This window comes from Achromobacter xylosoxidans, assembly GCF_002192695.1.
In the GTDB taxonomy this organism is placed as follows: Bacteria; Pseudomonadota; Gammaproteobacteria; order Burkholderiales; family Burkholderiaceae_B; genus Achromobacter; species Achromobacter xylosoxidans_C.
The window spans coordinates 141752-161833 of record NZ_MTLG01000052.1; the positions used below are offsets into that span (position 1 = coordinate 141752).

At 66.3% G+C, this 20082-nt stretch carries 20 protein-coding genes and 1 tRNA gene; 16 read left to right on the top strand and 5 right to left on the bottom strand.

Features of this window, described 5'->3' with window-relative positions; genetic code table 11:
• The first annotated feature begins 3 nt into the window (after nt 1-3).
• The 8 genes from BRO63_RS34145 (at nt 4) to BRO63_RS05695 (ending at nt 8977) form a co-directional block, all read left to right on the top strand.
• Nucleotides 4-174: a hypothetical protein gene (locus tag BRO63_RS34145; RefSeq protein ID WP_166738396.1), complete on the top strand. Its 171-nt coding sequence runs from the start codon at nt 4-6 to the stop codon at nt 172-174.
• A 37-nt stretch (nt 175-211) separates the two neighbouring features.
• Complete coding sequence (locus tag BRO63_RS05665) at nt 212-2467, top strand: phosphocholine-specific phospholipase C (protein WP_088138793.1); 2256 nt, start codon at nt 212-214, stop codon at nt 2465-2467.
• Nucleotides 2468-2546: 79 nt separating this feature from the next.
• Entirely contained in the window at nt 2547-3968 is a 1422-nt protein-coding gene (locus BRO63_RS05670) for a YadA family autotransporter adhesin (protein ID WP_088138794.1), read from the top strand.
• Between the two features lie 86 nt (nt 3969-4054).
• Complete coding sequence (locus BRO63_RS05675) at nt 4055-4996, top strand: LysR substrate-binding domain-containing protein (protein WP_088138795.1); 942 nt, start codon at nt 4055-4057, stop codon at nt 4994-4996.
• A gap of 81 nt (nt 4997-5077) precedes the next feature.
• Entirely contained in the window at nt 5078-6475 is a 1398-nt protein-coding gene (gene hglS / locus BRO63_RS05680) for a 2-oxoadipate dioxygenase/decarboxylase HglS (protein WP_088138796.1), read from the top strand.
• Nucleotides 6472-7647, top strand: a complete 1176-nt coding sequence (locus BRO63_RS05685; RefSeq protein WP_088138797.1) for an alpha-hydroxy acid oxidase — start codon at nt 6472-6474, stop codon at nt 7645-7647. The genes hglS and BRO63_RS05685 overlap by 4 nt, the downstream gene beginning before the upstream one ends.
• A 98-nt stretch (nt 7648-7745) precedes the next feature.
• On the top strand, nt 7746-8735 hold the full coding sequence (locus tag BRO63_RS05690; RefSeq protein ID WP_088138798.1) for a Bug family tripartite tricarboxylate transporter substrate binding protein: 990 nt from the start codon (nt 7746-7748) through the stop codon (nt 8733-8735).
• Nucleotides 8736-8892: 157 nt separating this feature from the next.
• Nucleotides 8893-8977, top strand: a tRNA-Leu gene (locus BRO63_RS05695).
• 91 nt (nt 8978-9068) lie between these two features.
• On the opposite strand, the gene BRO63_RS05700 is transcribed toward BRO63_RS05695, so the two are convergent.
• Nucleotides 9069-10046 carry a Bug family tripartite tricarboxylate transporter substrate binding protein gene (locus tag BRO63_RS05700; RefSeq protein ID WP_088138799.1) on the bottom strand — a complete coding sequence of 326 codons (978 nt, stop codon included), beginning with the start codon at nt 10044-10046 and terminating at the stop codon, nt 9069-9071.
• Between the two features lie 39 nt (nt 10047-10085).
• Nucleotides 10086-10571, bottom strand: a complete 486-nt coding sequence (locus BRO63_RS05705; protein WP_088138800.1) for a MaoC family dehydratase — start codon at nt 10569-10571, stop codon at nt 10086-10088.
• A gap of 242 nt (nt 10572-10813) precedes the next feature.
• On the opposite strand from BRO63_RS05705, the gene fabG reads away from it, so the two are divergent.
• From fabG to BRO63_RS05735, 6 genes are read left to right on the top strand one after another with little or no spacing between them, the layout of a single operon-like run.
• Entirely contained in the window at nt 10814-11560 is a 747-nt protein-coding gene (gene fabG, locus BRO63_RS05710) for a 3-oxoacyl-ACP reductase FabG (protein ID WP_088138801.1), read from the top strand.
• Between the two features lie 21 nt (nt 11561-11581).
• Nucleotides 11582-12778 carry a CaiB/BaiF CoA transferase family protein gene (locus BRO63_RS05715; RefSeq protein ID WP_088138802.1) on the top strand — a complete coding sequence of 399 codons (1197 nt, stop codon included), beginning with the start codon at nt 11582-11584 and terminating at the stop codon, nt 12776-12778.
• Between the two features lie 27 nt (nt 12779-12805).
• Nucleotides 12806-14059, top strand: a complete 1254-nt coding sequence (locus tag BRO63_RS05720; RefSeq protein ID WP_088138803.1) for a thiolase family protein — start codon at nt 12806-12808, stop codon at nt 14057-14059.
• Between the two features lie 24 nt (nt 14060-14083).
• Nucleotides 14084-14944: a MaoC/PaaZ C-terminal domain-containing protein gene (locus tag BRO63_RS05725; protein WP_088138804.1), complete on the top strand. Its 861-nt coding sequence runs from the start codon at nt 14084-14086 to the stop codon at nt 14942-14944.
• 25 nt (nt 14945-14969) lie between these two features.
• Entirely contained in the window at nt 14970-16121 is a 1152-nt protein-coding gene (locus tag BRO63_RS05730; protein WP_088138805.1) for a CaiB/BaiF CoA transferase family protein, read from the top strand.
• A gap of 55 nt (nt 16122-16176) precedes the next feature.
• Nucleotides 16177-17052 carry an IclR family transcriptional regulator gene (locus BRO63_RS05735; RefSeq protein WP_088138806.1) on the top strand — a complete coding sequence of 292 codons (876 nt, stop codon included), beginning with the start codon at nt 16177-16179 and terminating at the stop codon, nt 17050-17052.
• 70 nt (nt 17053-17122) lie between these two features.
• Here BRO63_RS05735 and BRO63_RS05740 read toward each other — a convergent pair whose 3' ends face one another.
• A complete protein-coding gene (locus BRO63_RS05740; protein ID WP_088138807.1) occupies nt 17123-17374 on the bottom strand; it encodes a hypothetical protein in 252 nt (83 codons plus the stop codon).
• A gap of 248 nt (nt 17375-17622) precedes the next feature.
• On the opposite strand from BRO63_RS05740, the gene BRO63_RS05745 reads away from it, so the two are divergent.
• Together BRO63_RS05745 and BRO63_RS05750 are read left to right on the top strand one after the other, a co-directional pair.
• Entirely contained in the window at nt 17623-17892 is a 270-nt protein-coding gene (locus BRO63_RS05745) for a hypothetical protein (protein WP_088138808.1), read from the top strand.
• Between the two features lie 41 nt (nt 17893-17933).
• Nucleotides 17934-18500 carry a GrpB family protein gene (locus BRO63_RS05750; protein WP_088138958.1) on the top strand — a complete coding sequence of 189 codons (567 nt, stop codon included), beginning with the start codon at nt 17934-17936 and terminating at the stop codon, nt 18498-18500.
• A 31-nt stretch (nt 18501-18531) separates the two neighbouring features.
• On the opposite strand, the gene BRO63_RS05755 is transcribed toward BRO63_RS05750, so the two are convergent.
• On the bottom strand, nt 18532-19740 hold the full coding sequence (locus tag BRO63_RS05755; RefSeq protein WP_088138809.1) for an NAD(P)/FAD-dependent oxidoreductase: 1209 nt from the start codon (nt 19738-19740) through the stop codon (nt 18532-18534).
• 139 nt (nt 19741-19879) lie between these two features.
• Nucleotides 19880-20059 (bottom strand): hypothetical protein, encoded by a 180-nt coding sequence (locus BRO63_RS05760; RefSeq protein ID WP_088138810.1) that lies wholly within the window; start codon nt 20057-20059, stop codon nt 19880-19882.
• Between the last annotated feature and the right edge of the window lie 23 nt (nt 20060-20082).

A 20082-nucleotide genomic window follows, 5' to 3' on the forward strand; every position in this document is an offset into this window, starting at 1 on the left:
TTCATGACCCCGTACTTTGCACTGGGCCGCGCCCTTGTTGCGGCCATCGCCCTGAGCCTGACCCTTGCCGCCTGCGGCGGCGACGACGACTCGGATGACGGCGCGACCACGCCGCCCGAGACCGGACAGCCCGAGACGCCGCCGCCCGCGCCGCAACTGCGCTGCGCGCCTTGAACGCCCGATCCGTCCAACCCCACGCAAGAGTAGCCCCATGACCAAGACCCATACCTCGCAGTCCGCCATCGCGTCCCCGGCCTTGCCGGGCCGGCGGCAATTCTTCCGCGCCTCGGCCCAGGCCGCCGGCGCCTTGTCGGCGATGGCCTTGCTGCCCGCCTCGATCCAGCGCGCGCTGGCGGTGCCCGCGGCGGTGGAAAGCGGCACCATCAAGGACATCAAGCACATCGTGATCCTGATGCAGGAGAACCGCTCGTTCGACCACTACTTCGGCACCATGCGCGGCGTGCGCGGCTTCGGCGACCGTTTCCCGATTCCGCTGGCCAGCGGCAAGTCGGTGTTCTTCCAACCGAACCCCAAGGGCGGCCAGGATATCCAGCCTTTCCGCCGCGACTCCAGGACCAGCAACGCGCTGATCGGATCGGGCACGCCACACAATTTTCCCGACCAGCAGGCGGCCTGGAACCAGGGCAAGATGGACCAGTGGATCCAGTACAAGAACCAGGCCACCATGGGCTTCTTCATGCGCGAGGACATTCCGTACCAGTTCGCGCTGGCCGACGCCTTCACGGTCTGCGACGGCTATCACTGTTCCATCCTGACCGGCACCGACCCCAACCGCATCGTGTTCTGGTCGGGCGCCAACGCCAATCCCGAACTGCGCAAGCTGGGCGTCAATAGCACGGACACCGATTCGGAACCCGTCAATTCGCGCTGCTGGCCCAGCCCGTCCAACTGGGTCGCGGGCCGCGCGCAGCTGGCAGACGGGTCGGGCCAGGTCGACCCCGTGACCGGCGCCTACAACTACAAGTACAAGAACAGCGCCTTCAAGTGGGACACCCTGCCCGACCTGCTGCAGCGTGCCGGGGTCAGCTGGCACATCTACCAGAACATGAACAACAACTGGACGGGCGCCATGCACGGCTGCCTGGCCTTCAAGAGCTTCCGCACCGCGCAGCCGGGTTCGCCGATCTATGAACACGGCCTGACCGGCGGCCCCGAGAAGAACGACGGCGCCGTCAACTTCCTTGCCCAGCTCAAGCAGGACGTGGCCAATGGCACCTTGCCGCAGGTGTCGTGGGTGCTGCCCACGCAGGCCCTGGCCGAGCATCCGGGCAGCAGCGAAGGCGTGGCCGGCGCGGCCGACTTCATCGCCGACGTGCTGGACGCGCTGACCTCCAATCCCGAAGTCTGGAGCAAGACCGCGCTGTTCGTGACCTTCGACGAGAACGACGGCTTCTTCGACCATGCGGCCATGCCCGCGGTGCCGTCCTATGACGCCAACGGCGTGCTGATGGGCAAGTCCACCGTGCCGCTGGAGGGCGAATACTTCGATGCCTCGGTGGGCAACTACCTGAAGGCCGAGGACAAGATCACCGGCAACATCCGGCCGTGGGGCCTGAGTTCGCGCGTGCCCATGTATGTGGTGTCGCCGTGGAGCAAGGGCGGCTGGGTCAACTCGCAGGTGTTCGATCACACCTCGGTGGGCCGGTTCCTGGAGCAGCGCTTCGACATCAAGGTGGACGCCATCAGCCCGTGGAGCCGCGCGGTCTGCGGCGACCTGACCACCTGCTTCGATTTCGTCAGCCCCAACGATCCCCGCGTGCCCACGCTGCCCGACACCAGCAACTTTCCCGCGGTCAACGCGGCGCAGAAGCTCCTGCCCACGACCGCGGTGACCCAGGCGCCCGCCATCCCGCAGCCGCTGTTCCAGGAGACCGGCACGCGGCTGTCGCGCGCGCTGCCCTACGAACTGCACACCAGCGCCCGGCTCGGCGCGGACGGCGCAGTCGAACTGCTGTTCAGCAACACGGGCACAGCCGGCGCCGTGTTCCATGTGTACGACAAGCGCAACCTGAACCTGATCCCGCGGCGCTACACCGTCGAAGCCGGCAAGACACTGTCCGACACCTGGACCGGCGGCGACTATGACCTGTGGGTCTACAGCAGCAACGGCTTCGTGCGGACCTTCGCCGGCAACACGCAGCGCGGCGCGGCCCTGGAAGTGCAGGTCTGCTACGAGCCGGCGGGCGGCGCCCTGTACGTGAAGGTTTCCAACCGCGGCACGGCCAGCCTGCAGGCAAACCTGCAGTCCAACGCTTACCGCAAGGACGGCCCCTGGGCCCTGGCGGTCGAGCCTGGCAAGGTGGCCGAACACCACTGGTCCATCAAGGAAAGCGGCAATTGGTACGACTTCACGGTCACCGCCGAGGGCTTCGAGCGCCGCTTCGCCGGGCGCATGGAGAACGGCCGCGCGAGCGTCAGCGATCCCGCCATGGCGCTGCATCTGTGATGGTCCTGGCATGAACGGGCCGGGCGCGCATCGGGGTGCGCGTCCGGCCAGTCCGCAACAACAAACTACCAACATACTCATGAAGCACACATACGCAATTCTGGCCGCCAACGGCTTGTCGGTGGCGGTTCTGGTGGGCGCGCTGGCCGGGGGATCGGCCGCGCAGGCGCAGACGGCGCCGCCCGTGAAGTGGGACGGCAGCAACCTCGGCTACGGGCCGGGCGCCGGCCAGGGCGTGACGGGCAAAGGCAATCACGCCATCGGCAAGAACGCCGGCGCCAACGTGGCCGGCAGCAACAACATCGGCCTGGGCAATGGCGCGGGCCAGGACGTCAGCACCAACTGGAACCTCGCGATAGGCGAGGGCGCCGGCTCCAAGGTCGGCGGCAAGAACGCCAACCAGGCCATCGGCTACTACGCCGGCACCAATGTGCAGGGCGGCTGGAACCAGTCGTTCGGCCGCAGCGCCGGCCAGAACGTCACGGGCGACTACAACGATGCCTTCGGCTTCTGGGCCGGCACGGACACGGCGGGCAACAACAATGCCGCCTATGGCACCAACGCAGGGCGCAACGTCACCGGCAACGGCAACTCGGCCTTCGGCCAGGAAGCGGGCCGCAATGTCGTCGGCGACGGCAACCTGGCGCTGGGCCAGAACGCGGGCCAGAACGTGGAGGGCGAGGGCAACCTGGCGCAGGGCAAGAACGCCGGGCAGAACGTGACCGGCGCCAACAACCTGGCTGCCGGCGCCTACGCGGGCTATGGCGTGCAGGGCGATGGCAACACGGCAAGCGGCCTGGCCGCCGGCCGCGAGGTCGTCGGCCACAACAACGTGGCGCAGGGCACGGCCGCGGGGTCGGGCGTGCGCGGCAGCGACAACGTGTCCATGGGATCGAATGCCGGGCGCGGTTCCGTTGCCGACCGCAGCGTGTCGGTGGGCGCGGACTCGTCCGCGGCCACGCAGAGCGTCGCGGTCGGCGCAGGCGCGGTGGCCAGCGCGGGCAATAGCGTGGCGCTGGGCGCAGGATCCACGGCGGCGCGCGGCGCACAGGAGAACTACGAGGCTTACGGCATGGCACAGCCCCAGAATTCCACGGGCGAGGTGAACGTGGGCGGGCGTCAGATCACGGGCGTGGCGGCAGGCAGCGTAGACACCGACGCCGTCAACCTGGGGCAGTTGCGCGCCGCCAGCAGCGCGGGCGAGGCCAGGGTGGGCGCCGTCGAGCGCTCCCTGCAGGACCTGCGTGGCGACCTGGACTCCCAGGAGCGCATGCTGAGCGCCGGCGTGGCCGCCGCCATGGCGACGGCCTCCCTGCCCCAAGCCTACCTGCCGGGACGCAATATGCTGTCCATGGCGGGCGGCACCTGGAACGGCGAATCGGGTTACGCCATGGGGCTGTCGCGCGTGTCCAGCGGCGGGCGCTGGGTCTACAAGGTCTCGGCCAACGGCACCTCGCGCGGCGACTTCGGCGGCGCGGCGGGGGTCGGCTACCAATGGTGAGCGCGGGCCTGCGATAATGCCGCAAGCGCGGCGGCCGGCGATGGAACGCGGGCCGCCGCCAGCACAGGCATACCCGGATCGGCCCCATGGAAAAGCGTTTGATGCCATCGATGATGGCGCTGCAATGTTTCGAGGCGGTGGCGCGGCACATGAGCTTCACGCGCGCCGCCGAGGAACTGCACATGACCCAGAGCGCGATCAGCAAGCAGATCGCGCAGCTGGAGGCGCTGCTGCGCAATCCGCTGTTCCTGCGCGTGCGGCGGCGCCTGCAGCTCACGCCCGCGGGCGCCCTGTACCAGTCCGAGGTCAAGACCATCCTGAACCAGGTGGACATGTCCTCGCGCTACATCCTGACCTACGGTAGCGAGACCCAGGTGCTCACCATCGGCACCCAGCCCACTTTCGGCGCGCGCTGGCTGATCCCGCGGCTGCAAGGCTTCATGGCCGCGCATCCGGACATCCAGGTCAAGGTGCGCAGCGAAACCCGGCCCTTCGACCTGATGCAGGCCAAGATCGACATCTCCTTCTTCTTCGGCCACGGCACCTTGCCGGGGGCCCAATGCCGGGAATTGTTCGAAGCCGAGGTCGTGCCGGTGTGCGCGCCCGGCTTCTTGCCGGCAGACCGGGTAGACAGCCTGGAGGCGTTGAGCGCGCAGGCGCTGATCCAGTGCGCCTCGCGCCCGGAAGCCTGGCATGACTACTTCTCGCGCCAGCGCTTCCAGTCCGACCGCAGCTACCACGGCCCGCGCTTCGATACCTTCTACATGTGCGTGCGCGCGGCGGAGGGCGGCTGCGGCGTGGCGTTGACGCCGCGCCTGCTGGCCGAAGAGGAGCTGCAGGCCGGCAAGCTGGTGATTCCCTGGGACTACGTGCAGCCCAGCGACGGCGCGTACTTCGTCGCCTACTCCGAACACTCGGCAGAGGTGCCGAAGATCAAGCAGTTCGTCGCCTGGGTGGAACAAGAGGCCGCGCGCAAGCGCGAGCGCGACGCCCAGCGCGCGCGATCCATGAAAAAACGGACTGATTAAGCCGATTTTTTTCATTTGATTGCGCGCGCGGCGCATGATGTCATGCGGGCCATCCTTGTTTACCGATGTGCCGAGCCCGCCATGAGTCAGAATTTCGTCAATCCGGATCAGATCCGCGCCTGGTTCTCCCGCGCCATGTCCGACATGTACAAGTCGGAAGTGCCGCTGTACGACACGCTGCTGGACCTGGTCGCCCAGGTCAACGCCAAGACGCTCACTGAGCAGCCCGAGCTGGCCGCGCAATTGGCGCGCACGGGCGAGATCGAGCGCCTGGACATCGAGCGCCACGGCGCGATCCGCGTCGGCACCGCGCAGGAATTGGCCAATATGCGGCGCGTGTTCGCCGTGATGGGCATGCAGCCCGTGGGCTATTACGATCTGTCGCCAGCCGGCGTGCCGGTGCATTCCACCGCCTTTCGCGCCACCCACGAAGCCTCGCTGCAGGCCAGCCCGTTCCGCGTCTTCACCTCGCTGCTGCGGCTGGAGCTGATCGCCGACGAAGTCCTGCGCGAGAAGGCCGCCCGCATCCTGGCCGCGCGCCAGATCTTCACCGCGCGCACGCTGGAACTTGCGGCCCGCTTTGAGGCGCAGGGCGGACTGGTTGTAGCGGATGCCCGCGAATTCGTGGCCGAGGCCCTGCATACCTTCCGCTGGCACAGCGAGGCGACCGTCAGCCTGGAAGACTACGAGGAACTGCACGGCCAGCACCGCCTGATCGCCGATGTGGTGGCCTTCAAGGGCCCGCACATCAATCACTTGACTCCGCGCACGCTGGACATCGACGAGGCCCAGGCCGAGATGCCGCGCCGCGGCGTGTCCGCCAAGGCCGTGATCGAAGGCCCGCCGCCGCGCAAGTGCCCGATCCTGCTGCGCCAGACCAGCTTCAAGGCGCTGGAGGAAGCGGTCCTGTTCGCCGGCGCCGACGGCCAGTCCGCGGCCGGCAGCCATACCGCGCGCTTCGGCGAGATCGAGCAGCGCGGCGTGGCGTTGACCCGCAAGGGCCGGGCGCTTTACGACCAGTTGCTGGACCTGGCCCGCAGCCGCATCAGCGGCGCGCCCAACGAAGGCAATGCCGCGGCCTACATGCAGAACCTGCAGGACTGTTTTGCCGCCTTCCCGGATGACTACGACACGCTGCATGCGCAGGGACTGGCCTATTTCCGCTACTTCCTGACCGGCAAGGAGGGCGCGGATCCCGAGGCGGGCCTGCGGGACCTGATCGCCCAGGGCTACATCCGCTTCGAGCCGCTGGTGTACGAGGACTTCCTGCCCGTCAGCGCGGCCGGCATCTTCCAGTCGAACCTGGGCGACAAGGCCCAGGCCGAATACGCGCAGAATGCCAGCCAGGCCGCCTTCGAGCAGGCCCTGGGCGCCCAGGTGCAGGACGAATTGGCGCTTTACCAGGACACGCAGGACCGTTCGCTGGCCGCGTGCATGCAGGCGCTGGGCGCGCAGGCCGGCTCGCCGGTGGCTGCATGAGCCGTCTGGACCGTTGCCTGTCCGTGCGCGACTTCGAACGCGAGGCGCGGCGCATCATGCCGCGCTGCGTCGAAGGCTACGTCTGCGGCGGCACCGAGGATGGCGCCTCGCTGGCCGAGAGCGTGCGCGCGCTGGGCGACGTCGGCTTCCGGCCGCGCGGCCTGCGCGTGGTGGACCAGCGCAGCAGCGGGGTCGAACTCTATGGCCAGCGCTACGCCATGCCGGTGGGTTTCGCGCCCACGGGGTTTTCCGCCATCGTCATGCATGAGTGCGACCTGGCGCTGGCGCAGGCCGCCCAGCAGGCCGAGATTCCATTCATCATCAGCGGCGCTTCCAGCGTGCCGCTGGAACGCTTGCAGGAGGCCACCGGCAAGCGCTGCTGGTACCAGGCCTATCTGCCGGGCAACACCGAGCGCATCGCCAAGCTGCTGGCGCGGCTGCGCCAGGCCGAGATCCCGGTGCTGGTGGTGACCATCGACACCTGCGTGGGCGCCAACCGCGAGAACCTGCAGAAACTGTCTTTCACCGTGCCCTTCAAGCTCAGTCCCAGCGTCATGCTGGACGGCATGCGCCACCCGCGCTGGAGCTACAACGTCTTCCTGCGCACGCTGCTGGGCAGCGGCATCCCCAGGTTCTCGAACCTGTACGAGGAAATCGGCCCGCCCATCACGCAAGACCCGCCCAACGGCTTTCGCGGCGAACGCGACAAGCTGTCGTGGGAGCATATCCGCTGGATCCGCGAGAACTGGCCGGGCAAGCTGGTGCTCAAGGGCGTGATGCATCCCGACGACGCGCGCCTGGCCTGCGCGGCGGGCGCCGACGGCGTGATCGTGTCCAACCACGGCGGACGCCAGCTCGACGGCTGCATTGCGCCGCTACAGGCGCTGCCCGACGTGGTGGCCGCGGTGCCCGCCGGTTTCCCGGTCATGGTCGATGGCGGCTTTCGCCGCGGCTCCGACGTGCTCAAGGCCGTGGCCCTGGGCGCGCGCATGGTCTTCACCGGCCGGCCTCAATTGTTCGGCGCGGCCGTGGGCGGCAGCGCCGGCATCCGCAAAGTGGCGGAGATATTCCGCAGCGAGATCTCGACCAACATGGCGCTGCTAGGCTGCGCGACGTTGGCCGACCTCACCTCGGACCTGATCGCGCCCTTGCGGCCAGCGGGCGCCGCCTGACACGGGCGGCGCCGCCGCCCCGGACAGGACTGCCCGCACAACAACAAAAAACGGCGCGCATCCCCCTGCGCGCCCATCCGTTTTCGACAGGAGGAAACATGAAAAAGATCTATACCAAACTGGCCGGCGCGGCGGCGGTGCTGGCGTGCATCGCCAGCGGAACGGCCCAGGCCCAGGCCGGCGCCTATCCGGCCAAGCCGGTGCGGCTGGTCGTGGGCTACGCGCCGGGCGGCACCACCGACATCAGCGCGCGCATGATCGCCGACGTGCTGGGCAAGGAATTCGGCCAGACCTTCGTGGTGGAGAACAAGCCCGGCGCCAACAGCAATATCGGCGCCGAGTCGGTCGCCCGTTCGGCGCCCGACGGCTACACCCTGTTCGTCGGATCGATTTCCACCGCGATCAACCAGTCGCTCTATTCAAAGATGTCCTATGATGCGCTCAAGGACCTGGACGCGGTTGCCCTGTTGAACGTGGTGCCCAACATCCTGGCCGTCAACGCCAGCGTGCCGGTCAAGTCGGTGCAGGAATACATCGCCTACGCCAAGAAGAATCCCGGCAAGCTCACCTGCGCCTCGCCCGGCAACGGCTCGTCCGCCCACCTGGGCTGCGAACTCTTCAAGATGAAGACCGGCATCGACATCCTGCACGTCCCGTACCGCGGCAGCGGCCCGGCCGTGGCCGACCTGCTGGGCGGCCAGGTGGACTCCATCTTCGACAACCTGCCGCCGCTGCTGCCGCATGTGCGCGCCGGCAAGCTGACCGGCCTGGCCGTCACCACCGCCAGCCGCGTGCCGTTCGCCCCGGAAATTCCCACCATCGCCGAATCCGGCGTGGAGGGCTTCGACGTGGCGGCCTGGTTCGGCGTGTATGCGCCGGCCGGCACCCCGCCCGAAATCGTCCAGAAGGTCAACGCCGCCATCAACAAGGCCCTGACTTCCGACGCCGCGCTAGCCGCCAGCTACCAAACCAACGGCTTCCTGATGCCCCCGCCGCCCAACACGCCGCAAGCGTTCAAGGCCTTCATGGAAAGCGAAACCCGCAAGTGGGGCGAAGTCGTCAAGGCGACCAACCTGCAGATCAACTGATAGGCCGGGGGAGGAGCCGTCCATGGCCCCTCTGGAGAGTTCTTGGGGACGGATTGGTGGCGTTCCGGCGACACAACAGCACGGAACCACCCGATTCCCAATTTGCGTGATAGAATGTTCGACTTTCCAGGAAAGCACGCTTTTCTGGCTGAAGTTAGCCGACGTGGTGAAATTGGTAGACACGCTATCTTGAGGGGGTAGTGGCGAAAGCTGTGCGAGTTCGAGTCTCGCCGTCGGCACCAAGAATTTGTTCCGGGCCATCCCTGGAAATACACAAAACCCGCATTTCTCGTCAGAGAGTGCGGGTTTTTTGTTGCGGTCGGCCTGATGCGCCTATTGAGGTTCCAGGCCCGCCTGCTTGACGATGCCGCCCCAGCGCGGCAACTCCTGGCGCAGCATGGCCTCAAAGCCTTCTGGGGTGGTCGTGTGGGCCACGACTCCCAGTCCCTCCAGTTTCTCGATGACCTCTTTGTCCTGAAGCACGGCATTGAATACGCTGTTCAGCTTCTGGACCACTGTGGGCGATGCTCCCTTGGGCAGCAGGAAACCGATCCAGACGTGGGCCGGCACGGTGCCGAAGCCGCTTTCCTTCATGGTCGGCACTTGCGGAAACAGCTTGAGACGCTGTTCCGAACCGATAGCCAGCGCCTTCAATTTTCCGGAACTGACAAACGCCTGCACCGCCGGCACGGTGTCGAAGGCGACGTCGACCTGTCCTGCCAGCAGGTCGGTCATGGCGCGCGCGCTACCGGGGTACGGGATGTGTTCAATGCGCAGTCCGTTCTGGAACTTCAGCGTTTCCATCGCCAGGTTGGATGAAGTGCCTGTGCCCGGGCTGGCGTAGTTCAGCTTGCCGGGGTTCTGCTTGGCGTAGGCGACCAGGCCGGCTATGTCGTTGAACGGCATGCCGGGGCGGGCCACCAGCACCAGAGGCAGATCCGCCACCTGGCCGACCGGGGTGAAGTCGTCCGGGGTCTTGTAGTTCACTGTCTTGTACAGGAAGTGATTGGTGACCGCGGCCCCGGTTGCGGCAATCGTCAGCGTATAGCCGTCCGGCGCTTGGCGCACGAATGACGATAGCAGCACGCTGCCGCCCTGACCGGGCTTGTTTTCCACGATCACGGGCTGGCCTAACCGGGGTGCGGCGCGCTCGGCCAGCATGCGGGCCACGGTATCGGTGGCCTGGCCTGGCGGGAAGCCGAGCTGCAGCGTGATTGGTTTGTGCGGATAGTCATCCTGGGCCGCATGCGCGGCCAGCGGCGCCGCGGCGATGCTCGCGGCCATGATGAGGCGGGCTGCCGATAGCTTCATGTTGTCTCTCTCCTGTGCGCTGGCTTGAGCGCTTTTTCGTTATTCGGTCGGGCGTTTCTTCAGCAGGTAGGTCTGGGTTCCATCCATTACGGTTTCGCCGCGCTGGTTCACCACGCGGGTCGCCATGCGGACAGTGCCGGTGCTGCGGCCGGGCTTGAGTTCCACGATTTCCAGCGAGCTGTACAGGGTGTCGCCCACGTAGACGGGGCCGAGGAAGCGCGAGCTTTGCTCAATGAAGCCCTTCATCGACGCTTCGGTCATGTGCGGAAACAGCCCTGCGCCCGCAGCTGTCTGGATCGCCACCTGGAAACCGTGGGCCAGCATGTGCGGCATGCCGTTGGCGCGGCAGTACTCGATGTCGTAGTGAATGGGGTGGTTGTCGCCGCTGGCCAGCTGGAACGCGGCGAACAGGGCGTCGGTCATCGTGCGCGAGGGTAGGACAAAGCGTTCGCCAATCTTGAAATCGTCGAAATAGCGTTGCTCGCACATCTGGTGGGAAGTGGGGTCGAAGCCTGTGTTCGGCATTGCTCGTGTCTCCTGTCCTTGAGGTTGAAAGCGAGGCCAATGTACATTACGAAAATTGTTTCCGCAATTAGCCAAATGAATTTCTATGGGAGAAGTTGCCCAGGGCTTTTCTCTAATTGCAGAGGAAATGAGCTTTCGGATATATTTGCGGAAATTATTTCTGCATTTTTTAAATGCCGCGTACGATCGGATGCAGACAGCAATGCGGCGGCATCGAACAACACACGAGACTGGAGACCTGGATGGATTTGGGATTGGATGGGAAAGTGGCCGTCGTCACGGGCGGTGGAAGCGGTATCGGCGCCGCGATATGCGCGCAGCTGGCCCGTGAAGGCGCCGCGGTCGTCGTGGCCGACATCAACGGCCAGGCGGCCCAGGCTCAGGCGGACGAGCTGGTTCGCGCAGGCGGGCGCGCCCATGCCTGCCAAGTGGATGTCACTGACGAGGCTTCCGTGCTCAAGCTTTTCGAGCGCGCTGGCGCCGAGTACGGAGGCGTGGACATCCTGGTGAACAACGCCGGCTTCACTCGCGATATGCGCATCACCAAGATGGGCCTCGAAGACTGGGACAGCGTGGTCGACGTCATTCTCAAGGGCGCCTTCCTGTGCACCCGCGAAGCCGCGCGGCATTTCGCCCAGAAGCACTGGGGGCGTGTCATCAACATCTCATCGCGCGCCCACCTGGGGAATCCCGGCCAAGCCAATTATTCAGCCGCGAAGGCCGGCCTTATCGGCTTTACGCGCGCCATGGCTCTGGAGCACGGCCGCTACAACGTAACGGTCAATGCCGTGGCGCCGGGCATCATCGACACCGAGGCAGTGCGGCGGCTGCCGCACTACGAAAAAATCCGAGAGGCGGCTCAGACGACGACGCCCATCCCCCGTATCGGCCATGTGAATGACGTGGCCAGCGTCGTCACGTTCCTGGCGTCCGAGCCCGCGGGCTACCTGACCGGGGATGTCATCCATGTCACTGGCGGCCGCTACTGAACGGCCCGGGGGGAACACACCATGTCCATCAAACCTCTCACGGGCATACGCATCCTGGATTTCAGCAAGGTGCTGGCCGGCCCCATCTGCACCCAGGCATTGCAAGACCTGGGCGCCGAAGTCATCAAGGTGGAAGCGCGGGATGTCGGCGACGACACGCGCGGCTGGCCTCCCTTCCGCAATGGCGAAGGCGCGGTTTTCCACTATGCCAACCGGGGCAAGCGCAGCATCGCGCTGGACCTGAGATCCGCCGAGGCCCTGGCGGTAGTGCGCAAACTGGTCGAAAGCGCCGACGTGATCGTCGAGAGCTTCGGCCCGGGCGTGGCCGAACGGCTGAAGATCGACTTCGAGACCTTGTCCGCCATCAATCCGCGGCTGGTGTATTGCAGTATTTCTGGCTACGGACGCAGCGGTCCGCTGGCGCACGGCAAGGGCTATGACATGATTCTGCAAGCCTTCGTCGGCATGTGCTCGATCATGGGCGAGCAGGGCAGCGGTCCGGTGCGCGCACCCTTTTCGCCGGTGGATCAGGGCACTGGCATGCAGGCCACCAGCGCCATCCTGGCCGCATTGATGCAGCGCAGCCAGACTGGCGAAGGATGCCACATCGAAGCCTCCCTGTTCGAAACCGGCATGGCCTTTCTGGGCTACATGTTCCAGAGTTTCTGGGAGCGGGGCACCGAACCGCAGCGCTTTGGTTGTGCTCACGAATCTCTCTGCCCCTACGAGGCCTACCAGGCGCGTGACAAGAAAATCCTGATTGGTGTCGCCAGCGAAGCCTTGTGGCGGCGCTTGTGCGACGTGTTGGGCCTGGACGGCATGCGGGACGATCCGCGTTTCGAAAGCAATGCCATGCGCGTGCAGAACCGCAGCCTGGTCGCGCAATGCCTGAACGAGGTGTTGGCGAGGGAGGACGCGGCCCATTGGCAGGACTTGCTGACGGAAAACGGCATCCCGGGCGCGCAGATCAATACATTTGCCGATGCGTTGAACCACCCTCATACCCTGGCCAGCGGCATTCTGGTGGACGTGGACAGCGAGCGCCACGGTCCCATGCGCACTGTCGGACAGCCGGTCAAATTCAATGGCCAGCGCAGTATCGCCAACGCGCCGGCGCCTGCCCACGGCGAACATACGCGCGCCATCCTGGATGAGCTGGGATACGCCGACGAACAGATCGAAGCCCTGCGCCAGCGTGGCGTGGTCAAGCTGGCCTGACCGGCCAATCAAAGAATAGAGAGAGACATGAGCGAGACGTATATTGTCGGCATAGGCATGACGCCGCTGGGCAAGCATCTGGGCCTGAGCGTGAAACAGTTGTCGGCTATGGCCGTGGACCAGGCGCTGCAGGACGTCGGATTGGAACGCGAGGCCATCGAGGCCGCCTGGTTTTGCAATACGCGCCAGGGCGCGCTGGAGGGCCAGCACGGCGTGCGCGGGCAATGTTCGCTGCGCGCCTATGGCTTCCAAGGCATTGCCATCTTCAATACCGACAACGCCTGCGCCAGTTCGAGCTCGGGCTTGATGCAGGCCCACGCCGCGGTCAAGGCAGGGCTGTACGACGTCGCCCTGGTCGTGGGCGCGGAAAAAATGAACTACCCCGAAAAGCGCCAACAGATGTTCGAGGCCTTCAAGGGCAGCTGGGACCGGGATCTGGCCGAGCAACACATGGAGGCCTTGCTGGCCATGGGCGAAGGCATGGCGCTGCCGCCCGAAGCGCTGGCCGATGCGGGCGAGCGCTCGGTCTTCATGGACATCTATGCCGCGCAGGCGCGTTTCCACATGAAGACCTTCGGTACCACGCAACGCCAGATTGCCGCCGTGGCCGCCAAGAACCACTGGCATTCGCAATTCAACCCGCTGGCTCAATACCGCACCCCCATGACAGTGGAGGAAGTGCTGGCCGACAAGCTGGTCGCCTGGCCCATGACCCGCTCGATGTGCGCACCCATGAGCGACGGAGCCGCCGCCCTGGTCGTCGTGTCCGAGAAAGCGCTCAAGCGCCTGGACGCCCGCCGGGCGGTGAGGATCCGCGGCATCGCGGTGAGCAGCGGCTCGCAGCGTACCGCCGAACAGGTCGATCGCCACTTGACCCGGGTTGCGGCCTGGCGCGCCTACGAGGCCGCGGGCGTCGGTCCGCAGGACATCTCATTGGCCGAACTTCATGACGCATCGGCCATCGCCGAGATCCTGCACAGCGAGAATTGCGGCTTTTGCGACTATGGCGACGGCGGCGCGCTGGTCGAAAGCGGTGCGACACGCCTGGGCGGGCGCTTGCCGCTGAACGTATCCGGCGGCCTGCTTTCCAAGGGGCATCCCATTGGCGCCACCGGCGCCATACAGGTGCACGAGATCGTGACGCAGCTGCGCGGCGAGGCGGGCCAGCGCCAGGTGGCAGGCAATCCGCGCCTGGGCATGACCGAGAACGGCGGGGGCTTCTACGGGCTCGAAGAAGCCGCTTGCGTGGTCGGCATCTTCGAAGCGCCGTCGCGCCAGTAAGGCGCTGCCCACAGGAGCCACGCGATGCCCATCGACCGTGAACTGCTATTGAATTGGACCATCCCCGACGTCCGCCATGCCTATACTGAGCGCGACACCATGCTGTACGCGCTGGGCCTGGGGGTTGGGGACAATCCGCAATCCTCCCAGGCCATGCGCTTCGCCTTCGAGCGCGATCTGCTTGCCTTGCCCACCATGGCGGTGGTGCTGGGTTACCCAGGGCTATGGATGCGCGATCCCGGGCTCGGCCTGCAATGGCACAAGATGCTGCACAGCGAGCAAGGCATGGCGCTTTACCGGCCGCTGCCCACGGCCGGTACGGTGATCGGCCGTACCCGTGTCACCGATGTGTACGATCGCGGGCCCGAGAAGGGCGCGGTCGTGCATACCCGGCGCGACGTCGTCGACGCGACGACGGACGAACTGCTGTGCAGCCTGTTCGTCACGTCCGTGCTGCGCGCCGACGGCGGCTTTGGCGGGCCGCCGCCGCCGGCGCGCCACAGCGCGGCCATGCCTGAGCGCGTTCCCGACTACGTGCGGGATCAGGCCATCCTGCCGCAGGCCGCCTTCATCTATCGTCTATCGGGCGACTACAACCCTCTGCACGTGGATCCGCAACTGGCGGCGGACGCAGGTTTCAAGGCACCCATACTGCATGGCCTGTGCACGTTCGGCATGGCCGGCCGCGCCTTGCTCGACGCAGTCTGCGGCAACGAGCCGCGACGCTTGCAGTCCATGGATGTGCGCTTCTCCGCGCCGGTATACCCGGGGGAAACGTTGCGCACGGAAATCTGGATCGACCGTGGCTCGGCGGTGTTCCGCAGCAGTGCGCTGGAGCGCGGCACTGTCGTCCTGAACCACGGCAGGGCCGGGCTGGAGGCCTGAAATGACATTGAACAAGGAGAAAGCAATGGGTCCCTTGGCAGGACTGAAAGTGGTGGAGTTCCCGGCCATCGGCCCGGTTCCGATGTGCGGCATGCTGCTCGCCGATCTTGGCGCTACCGTCATACGGCTGGAGCGGCAGCAACCGGCGACTGACCTGGGTGTGGAACGTCCGCTCAAGTACAACTTGCTGCTGCGCAACCGGCCCAGCATCAGCATAGACCTGAAGACGACCGACGGTGCGCGCTTCGCCATGGAGCTGCTCGACTCCGCCGACGCGCTGCTCGAAGGCTTCCGGCCCGGCACCATGGAGCGCATGGGTTTTGGACCGGAAGCCTGCCTGGCCCGTAACCCGCGCCTGGTGTACGGCCGCATGACCGGATGGGGGCAGACCGGCCCCTACGCCGCCATGGCCGGCCACGACCTCAACTACATCGCCCTGACCGGCGCGCTTGACGCCATCGGCCGCAAGGGTCAGCCGCCCACGCCGCCCTTGAACCTGGTGGGTGACTTTGGCGGCGGCGCGCTGTACCTGGCCCTGGGGGTCATGGCAGCGGTCTACACCGTGCGCAGCGGCGGCGCGGGCCAGGTGGTCGACGCGGCCATGGTGGACGGGGCCGCGTCGCTCATGACTCCGTTCTTCGGCATGGCGGCGGCCGGACTGCTCAATCCCGAGCGCGGCACCAATGTCCTGGATTCCGGCGCGCCGTACTACGACGTCTATCGCTGCGCTGACGGCAAGTACCTTTCCGTTGCACCCATTGAAACCCGCTTCCGGAAGACCTTCTTCGACAAGCTTGGGCTTGGCAGCGATATCCAGGCGGGCGATCCGCGCGCCGGCTGGGAAGCCTTGCGCGAGCAGATCGCGGCGCGCATAGCGTCCCGCACACAGGAGCAATGGTGCGCAGTCTTCGACGGCACCGACGCCTGCGTTGCTCCAGTCTTGTCCATTGCCGAGGCTCCCCTGCACCCTCACACCCGGAGCCGTGCCACGTTCATCGACGTGGACGGCGTTTCCCAGCCCGCGCCGGCTCCGCGCTTCAGTGGCACGCCCAGCGCCACGCCTCGTCCGCCCGAACCCGTCAACAGCAGCTACGAACAATGTTTGCGCGCGTGGGGCTGGCCGGATACGGCGATTTCCCATTGGCGCGGGAACCCTGCAGTCGGCCCTGCTGCGTAGGCTCGGCCGCCCAACCCGTCTGCTAGACTCATATGCCTGAATCCGGAATTTCCCCATGAGCAAGACTGACCGCATCCCCGCGCCCGCGAATGGCCGGCGCCGCAAGGCGATGGGCGCCAGCCCCGCCGACAATACGGTCGCCCGTGACGATTTGAAAGACAGTTCCGACAGGCAATTCGTCGTGGCCCTGGCGCGCGGCCTGGACATACTCAAGGCATTCCGGTTGCGCGAGGGTCCGCTTGGCAATCGCGAATTGTCCGAGCGCACCGGCATGCCCGCTGCAACGGTATCGCGGCTGACCTATACCCTATGCCGTCTCGGCTATCTGGAATTCAATGCGCGCCAGGAAAACTACGAACTGGGTAGCAGCACAGTAGCGCTGGGGCAGGTCGCCTTGGCCCGGCGCAGCATCCGCCAGGTCGCCGCGCCCCTCATGCAGGAGCTGGCCGACCGCAGCAACGGCAACGTCGGCCTGGGCATCCTGCACAAGCGCATGATGCTCTACATCGAGACCTGCGAAGGCTCGGGTCTGATCGGCTTGCGCCTGTTCAATGGCTCGCGTATCCCCGTCATCACCAGCGCCATGGGGCGGGCGTATCTGGCCCGCATGGAAGAAGCCGAGCGCGAAAACCTGCTCGAAGACCTGCGGCCCCAGTTCGGCGCCGATTGGGCTACCGCCCTGGTTGGTCTGCAGAAAGCCATGCGCGATATGGATCGCTACGGATTTTGTACTTCGCTGGGCGAATGGCAGAGCTATATCCACGGCGTAGGCACGGCCATACGTCTCTCCGATGGCAGCCTGTACGGCTTGAATCTGGGCGGTGCGGCCTATCTGCTGCCCGAACGCGAACTCGTCGAGGTCTACGGCCCGCAACTCGTGGAAGTCGCCGAGAAAATCCGCAGGGCGATGAGCGTGCCGGACGAGGCGTGACAGGTCGATCGCGGCTTCCCGCCGCAGGCCCGGTGTCGAGGGTCCGCGCAGCGGATTGGCGCGCCTGCCGCTATCTGGATCGCAATGCCAGCCAGGCCAGCCCGCCAAACACCAGAAGAAAAACCCCAGCAAGCAGCACGCCATCCGACCCTGCATCCCCTGCATAAAGATCCTGCGCCGTCACCAGCGGCACCAAGGGAAAGGTGAGAAACACCACCGAAGTCGGCAAATGGGCGTGGGGGGGATTCAGGCTGACGGACAGCACCGTCATCACCAGGCTGGCTGCCAGATACGCGGCGATGAGCTTGAGCGCAATTTTCATGAGGATGGCGCATCCAAGGCAGTGTTCGGGGACGAGGTCGGCCGTTGCAATGTGCTTGCAGCGGCATGATAGGTTTGCCAGCGTCGGATTGCCGGCTGCGGCAGTCTAGTCTGCAATCCGGGGCGCCGCCAAAGGTCGCCAACTCTCTTGCTCTCTGGCCGGCAACGTTTCGAAGCAATTGCCAGGGGAACCCTGATTTGAAGAGCCTGCTATAAAAGCGCCTATAGCTTTTTCTGCAGGACCAGGAAATGTCCATTCAAACGTTGAGCCGCTGTGGTGTGGCGATTTTTGCGGCTACGCTGATCGCCGGCTGTTCCTCCAGCGGTTCCAAGACCCCCGACCAGGCTGCGGCCAAGTCTTATTCCTCCACCGCCCGCAGCGGCGGCGAGTGCGCAAGCCGCGGCAAGTGCATCTACAAGGGTGCATACGAATCAGGGGAACGGAACTACGCCGAAGCGGAAGCGAAGCGCCTGAACATGGCCGAACTGGAGCGCCTGCGCCGCGCTTTCGGCAATTGACCCAGGCAGGGAACCGGCGCGCGCCCACGCCCGAAGAAATCATGCGGCACTACGAAGCGGACCCGGACGTGGATCCCTGGGTTCGCGGCAAGCCTGCGCCAGAGATGGTTGCTGTCGTACCCTATGACCCCGATTGGCCGGTCCGCTATGGCCGGCTGAAGGCGCAGGTGCTCGAGGCGTTGGGACCGGCCGCGCTAGCGGTCGAGCATATGGGGTCGACGGCGGTGCCCGGGCTGCCCGCCAAGCCGGTGATAGACATCGACCTGACGGTCGCCGACCCCGTGCGGGAAGACGCTTATGTTCCCGCGCTGGAAGCCGCCGGTTACCTGCTGATCTTGCGGGAACCGTCGTGGCACCAGCACCGCCTTTTGCAGCTGGCCGCTCCGCGCGTGAACCTGCATGTGTTCGGCCCGGACTGTCCCGAGAACGTCCGGCACAGGATGTTCCGCGACTGGCTGCGCCAGCATGACGCCGACCGAGATCTGTATGCCCGGGCCAAGCGCCAGGCGGCAGTCGGCGCGATGCAGGTCATGGAATACAACAAGCGCAAGGAAGCGGTCCTGCGCCAGATCTACGAGCGCATGTTCCGCGCCGCCGGCTTCATCTGAGGCGCGCCGGCGCGGATCGTCCCTGGCCGCTTCAGTAGTGGCTCTTCAGCGGCACGGCCGGGTCGGCCAGCACGTCGCGGGGCGGGTTCAGGCCCAGTTCCAGCAGTTTGCGCGCGGCCAGGTGGTCCATCGGGGCGTTGATCGACTCGACGCAGACCAGATGGCCGTCGGCGAAGTGCAGGATCGAGAAGCTGCCGGGCTTGGCGCCCGGGCGCAGGACGCGCTCGGTATCGGGCGGCGCCAGGCCGGCGATCTGCAGACGCAAGGCGCCTTGGTCGGACCAGAACCAGGGCAGGGCGTGATACGGCGTTTTCGTGCCGAGCAGCACGCCGGCCAGGGTGCGGGCCTGGTCGTTGGCGTTCTGCACCGATTCCAGGCGCAGGGTCTTGCCCCAGCGCGCATACGGGAAGGAGGTGCAGTCGCCGATGGCGTAGATGCCCGGCGCCGAGGTCTGCATGAGCCCGTCCACCACGATGCCGTTCAGGCAGTCCAGGCCCGCGGCCTGCGCCAACGTGATCTCGGGCACGGCGCCGATGCCGGCGACCAGCAGGTCCACCGGATGCTCCGCGTCGTTGACCACGACGCTGCGCACGCGGCCGTTCTCAGTCCGGATGTGTTGCAGGTCGGAGGACAGGCGCAAGTCGACGCCGGATTCGTGCAGCACGCGGGCGACGTGTTCCGAAGCCTCGGGCGACACCGAGCGCGCCAGCAGGCGCGGCGCGGATTCGAAGACGGTGACCGGCCGGCCCAGGGCGCCCGCCGTGGCGGCGATCTCCAGGCCGATGAAGCCGCCGCCCACGACCGTGACGGAAGGCGCGTCGGCGATCGCGGCGCGTAAACGCGCGGCGTCGCCGGCGTTGCGCAGGTAGATCAGGTTCTGCAGCTCGTCGGGGACGTCGGGCAGGCGCCGCGCGCGCGTGCCGGTGGCCAGCACCAGCGCGTCATAGTCCAGCTGCTTGCCCGAAGCCAGCGTCAAGCGGCGCGCGTCGCGGTCTATGCCGGTCGCGGGATCGGCCAGCAGGACCTGCACGCCGGCGTCGGCGTAGACCGCCTCGGGGCGCAGCAGCTGGATCGGGGCTTCCGGATCCTTGATGTAGGTCTTGGAGAGCGGCGGGCGGTGGTAGGGCAGCGAGGCCTCTTCGCACACCAGCGTCAGGCTGCCGGGAAAGCCGCCTTCTATCAGGCTGGCGCACAATTGCGCCGCCGCGTGGCCGCCGCCGACGATTACCACCTTCTGCATGCATGACTCCTGTTCTGCCTGGCCCGGTTTCGGGCCGAATCGGCAATGCTACCGCAGGTGGCAGCAGGAGGAACTGCATGCAGGACAGGGAGGGCGCTGCGCGCCTGGGGAGATCAGGCCGCGGCGTTTGGGGACGGGCTCAGGCGCCCGGCAGCATGTAGCGGGCGGAGACGGCCAGGATGCGCTGGGCGGATTCGCGCAGCTTGCGGGCTTCGCGGTGGGCGTTGAGGGAAATCACGGCGTCGTAGCGGCGCGCGCTGAGCGGACCAGCCAGCAGCACCGGGCGGCGGGTAAGAATCGGGGATATCAAGCGTTGCATGTGGAGCATTCCTGCGGGCGTCA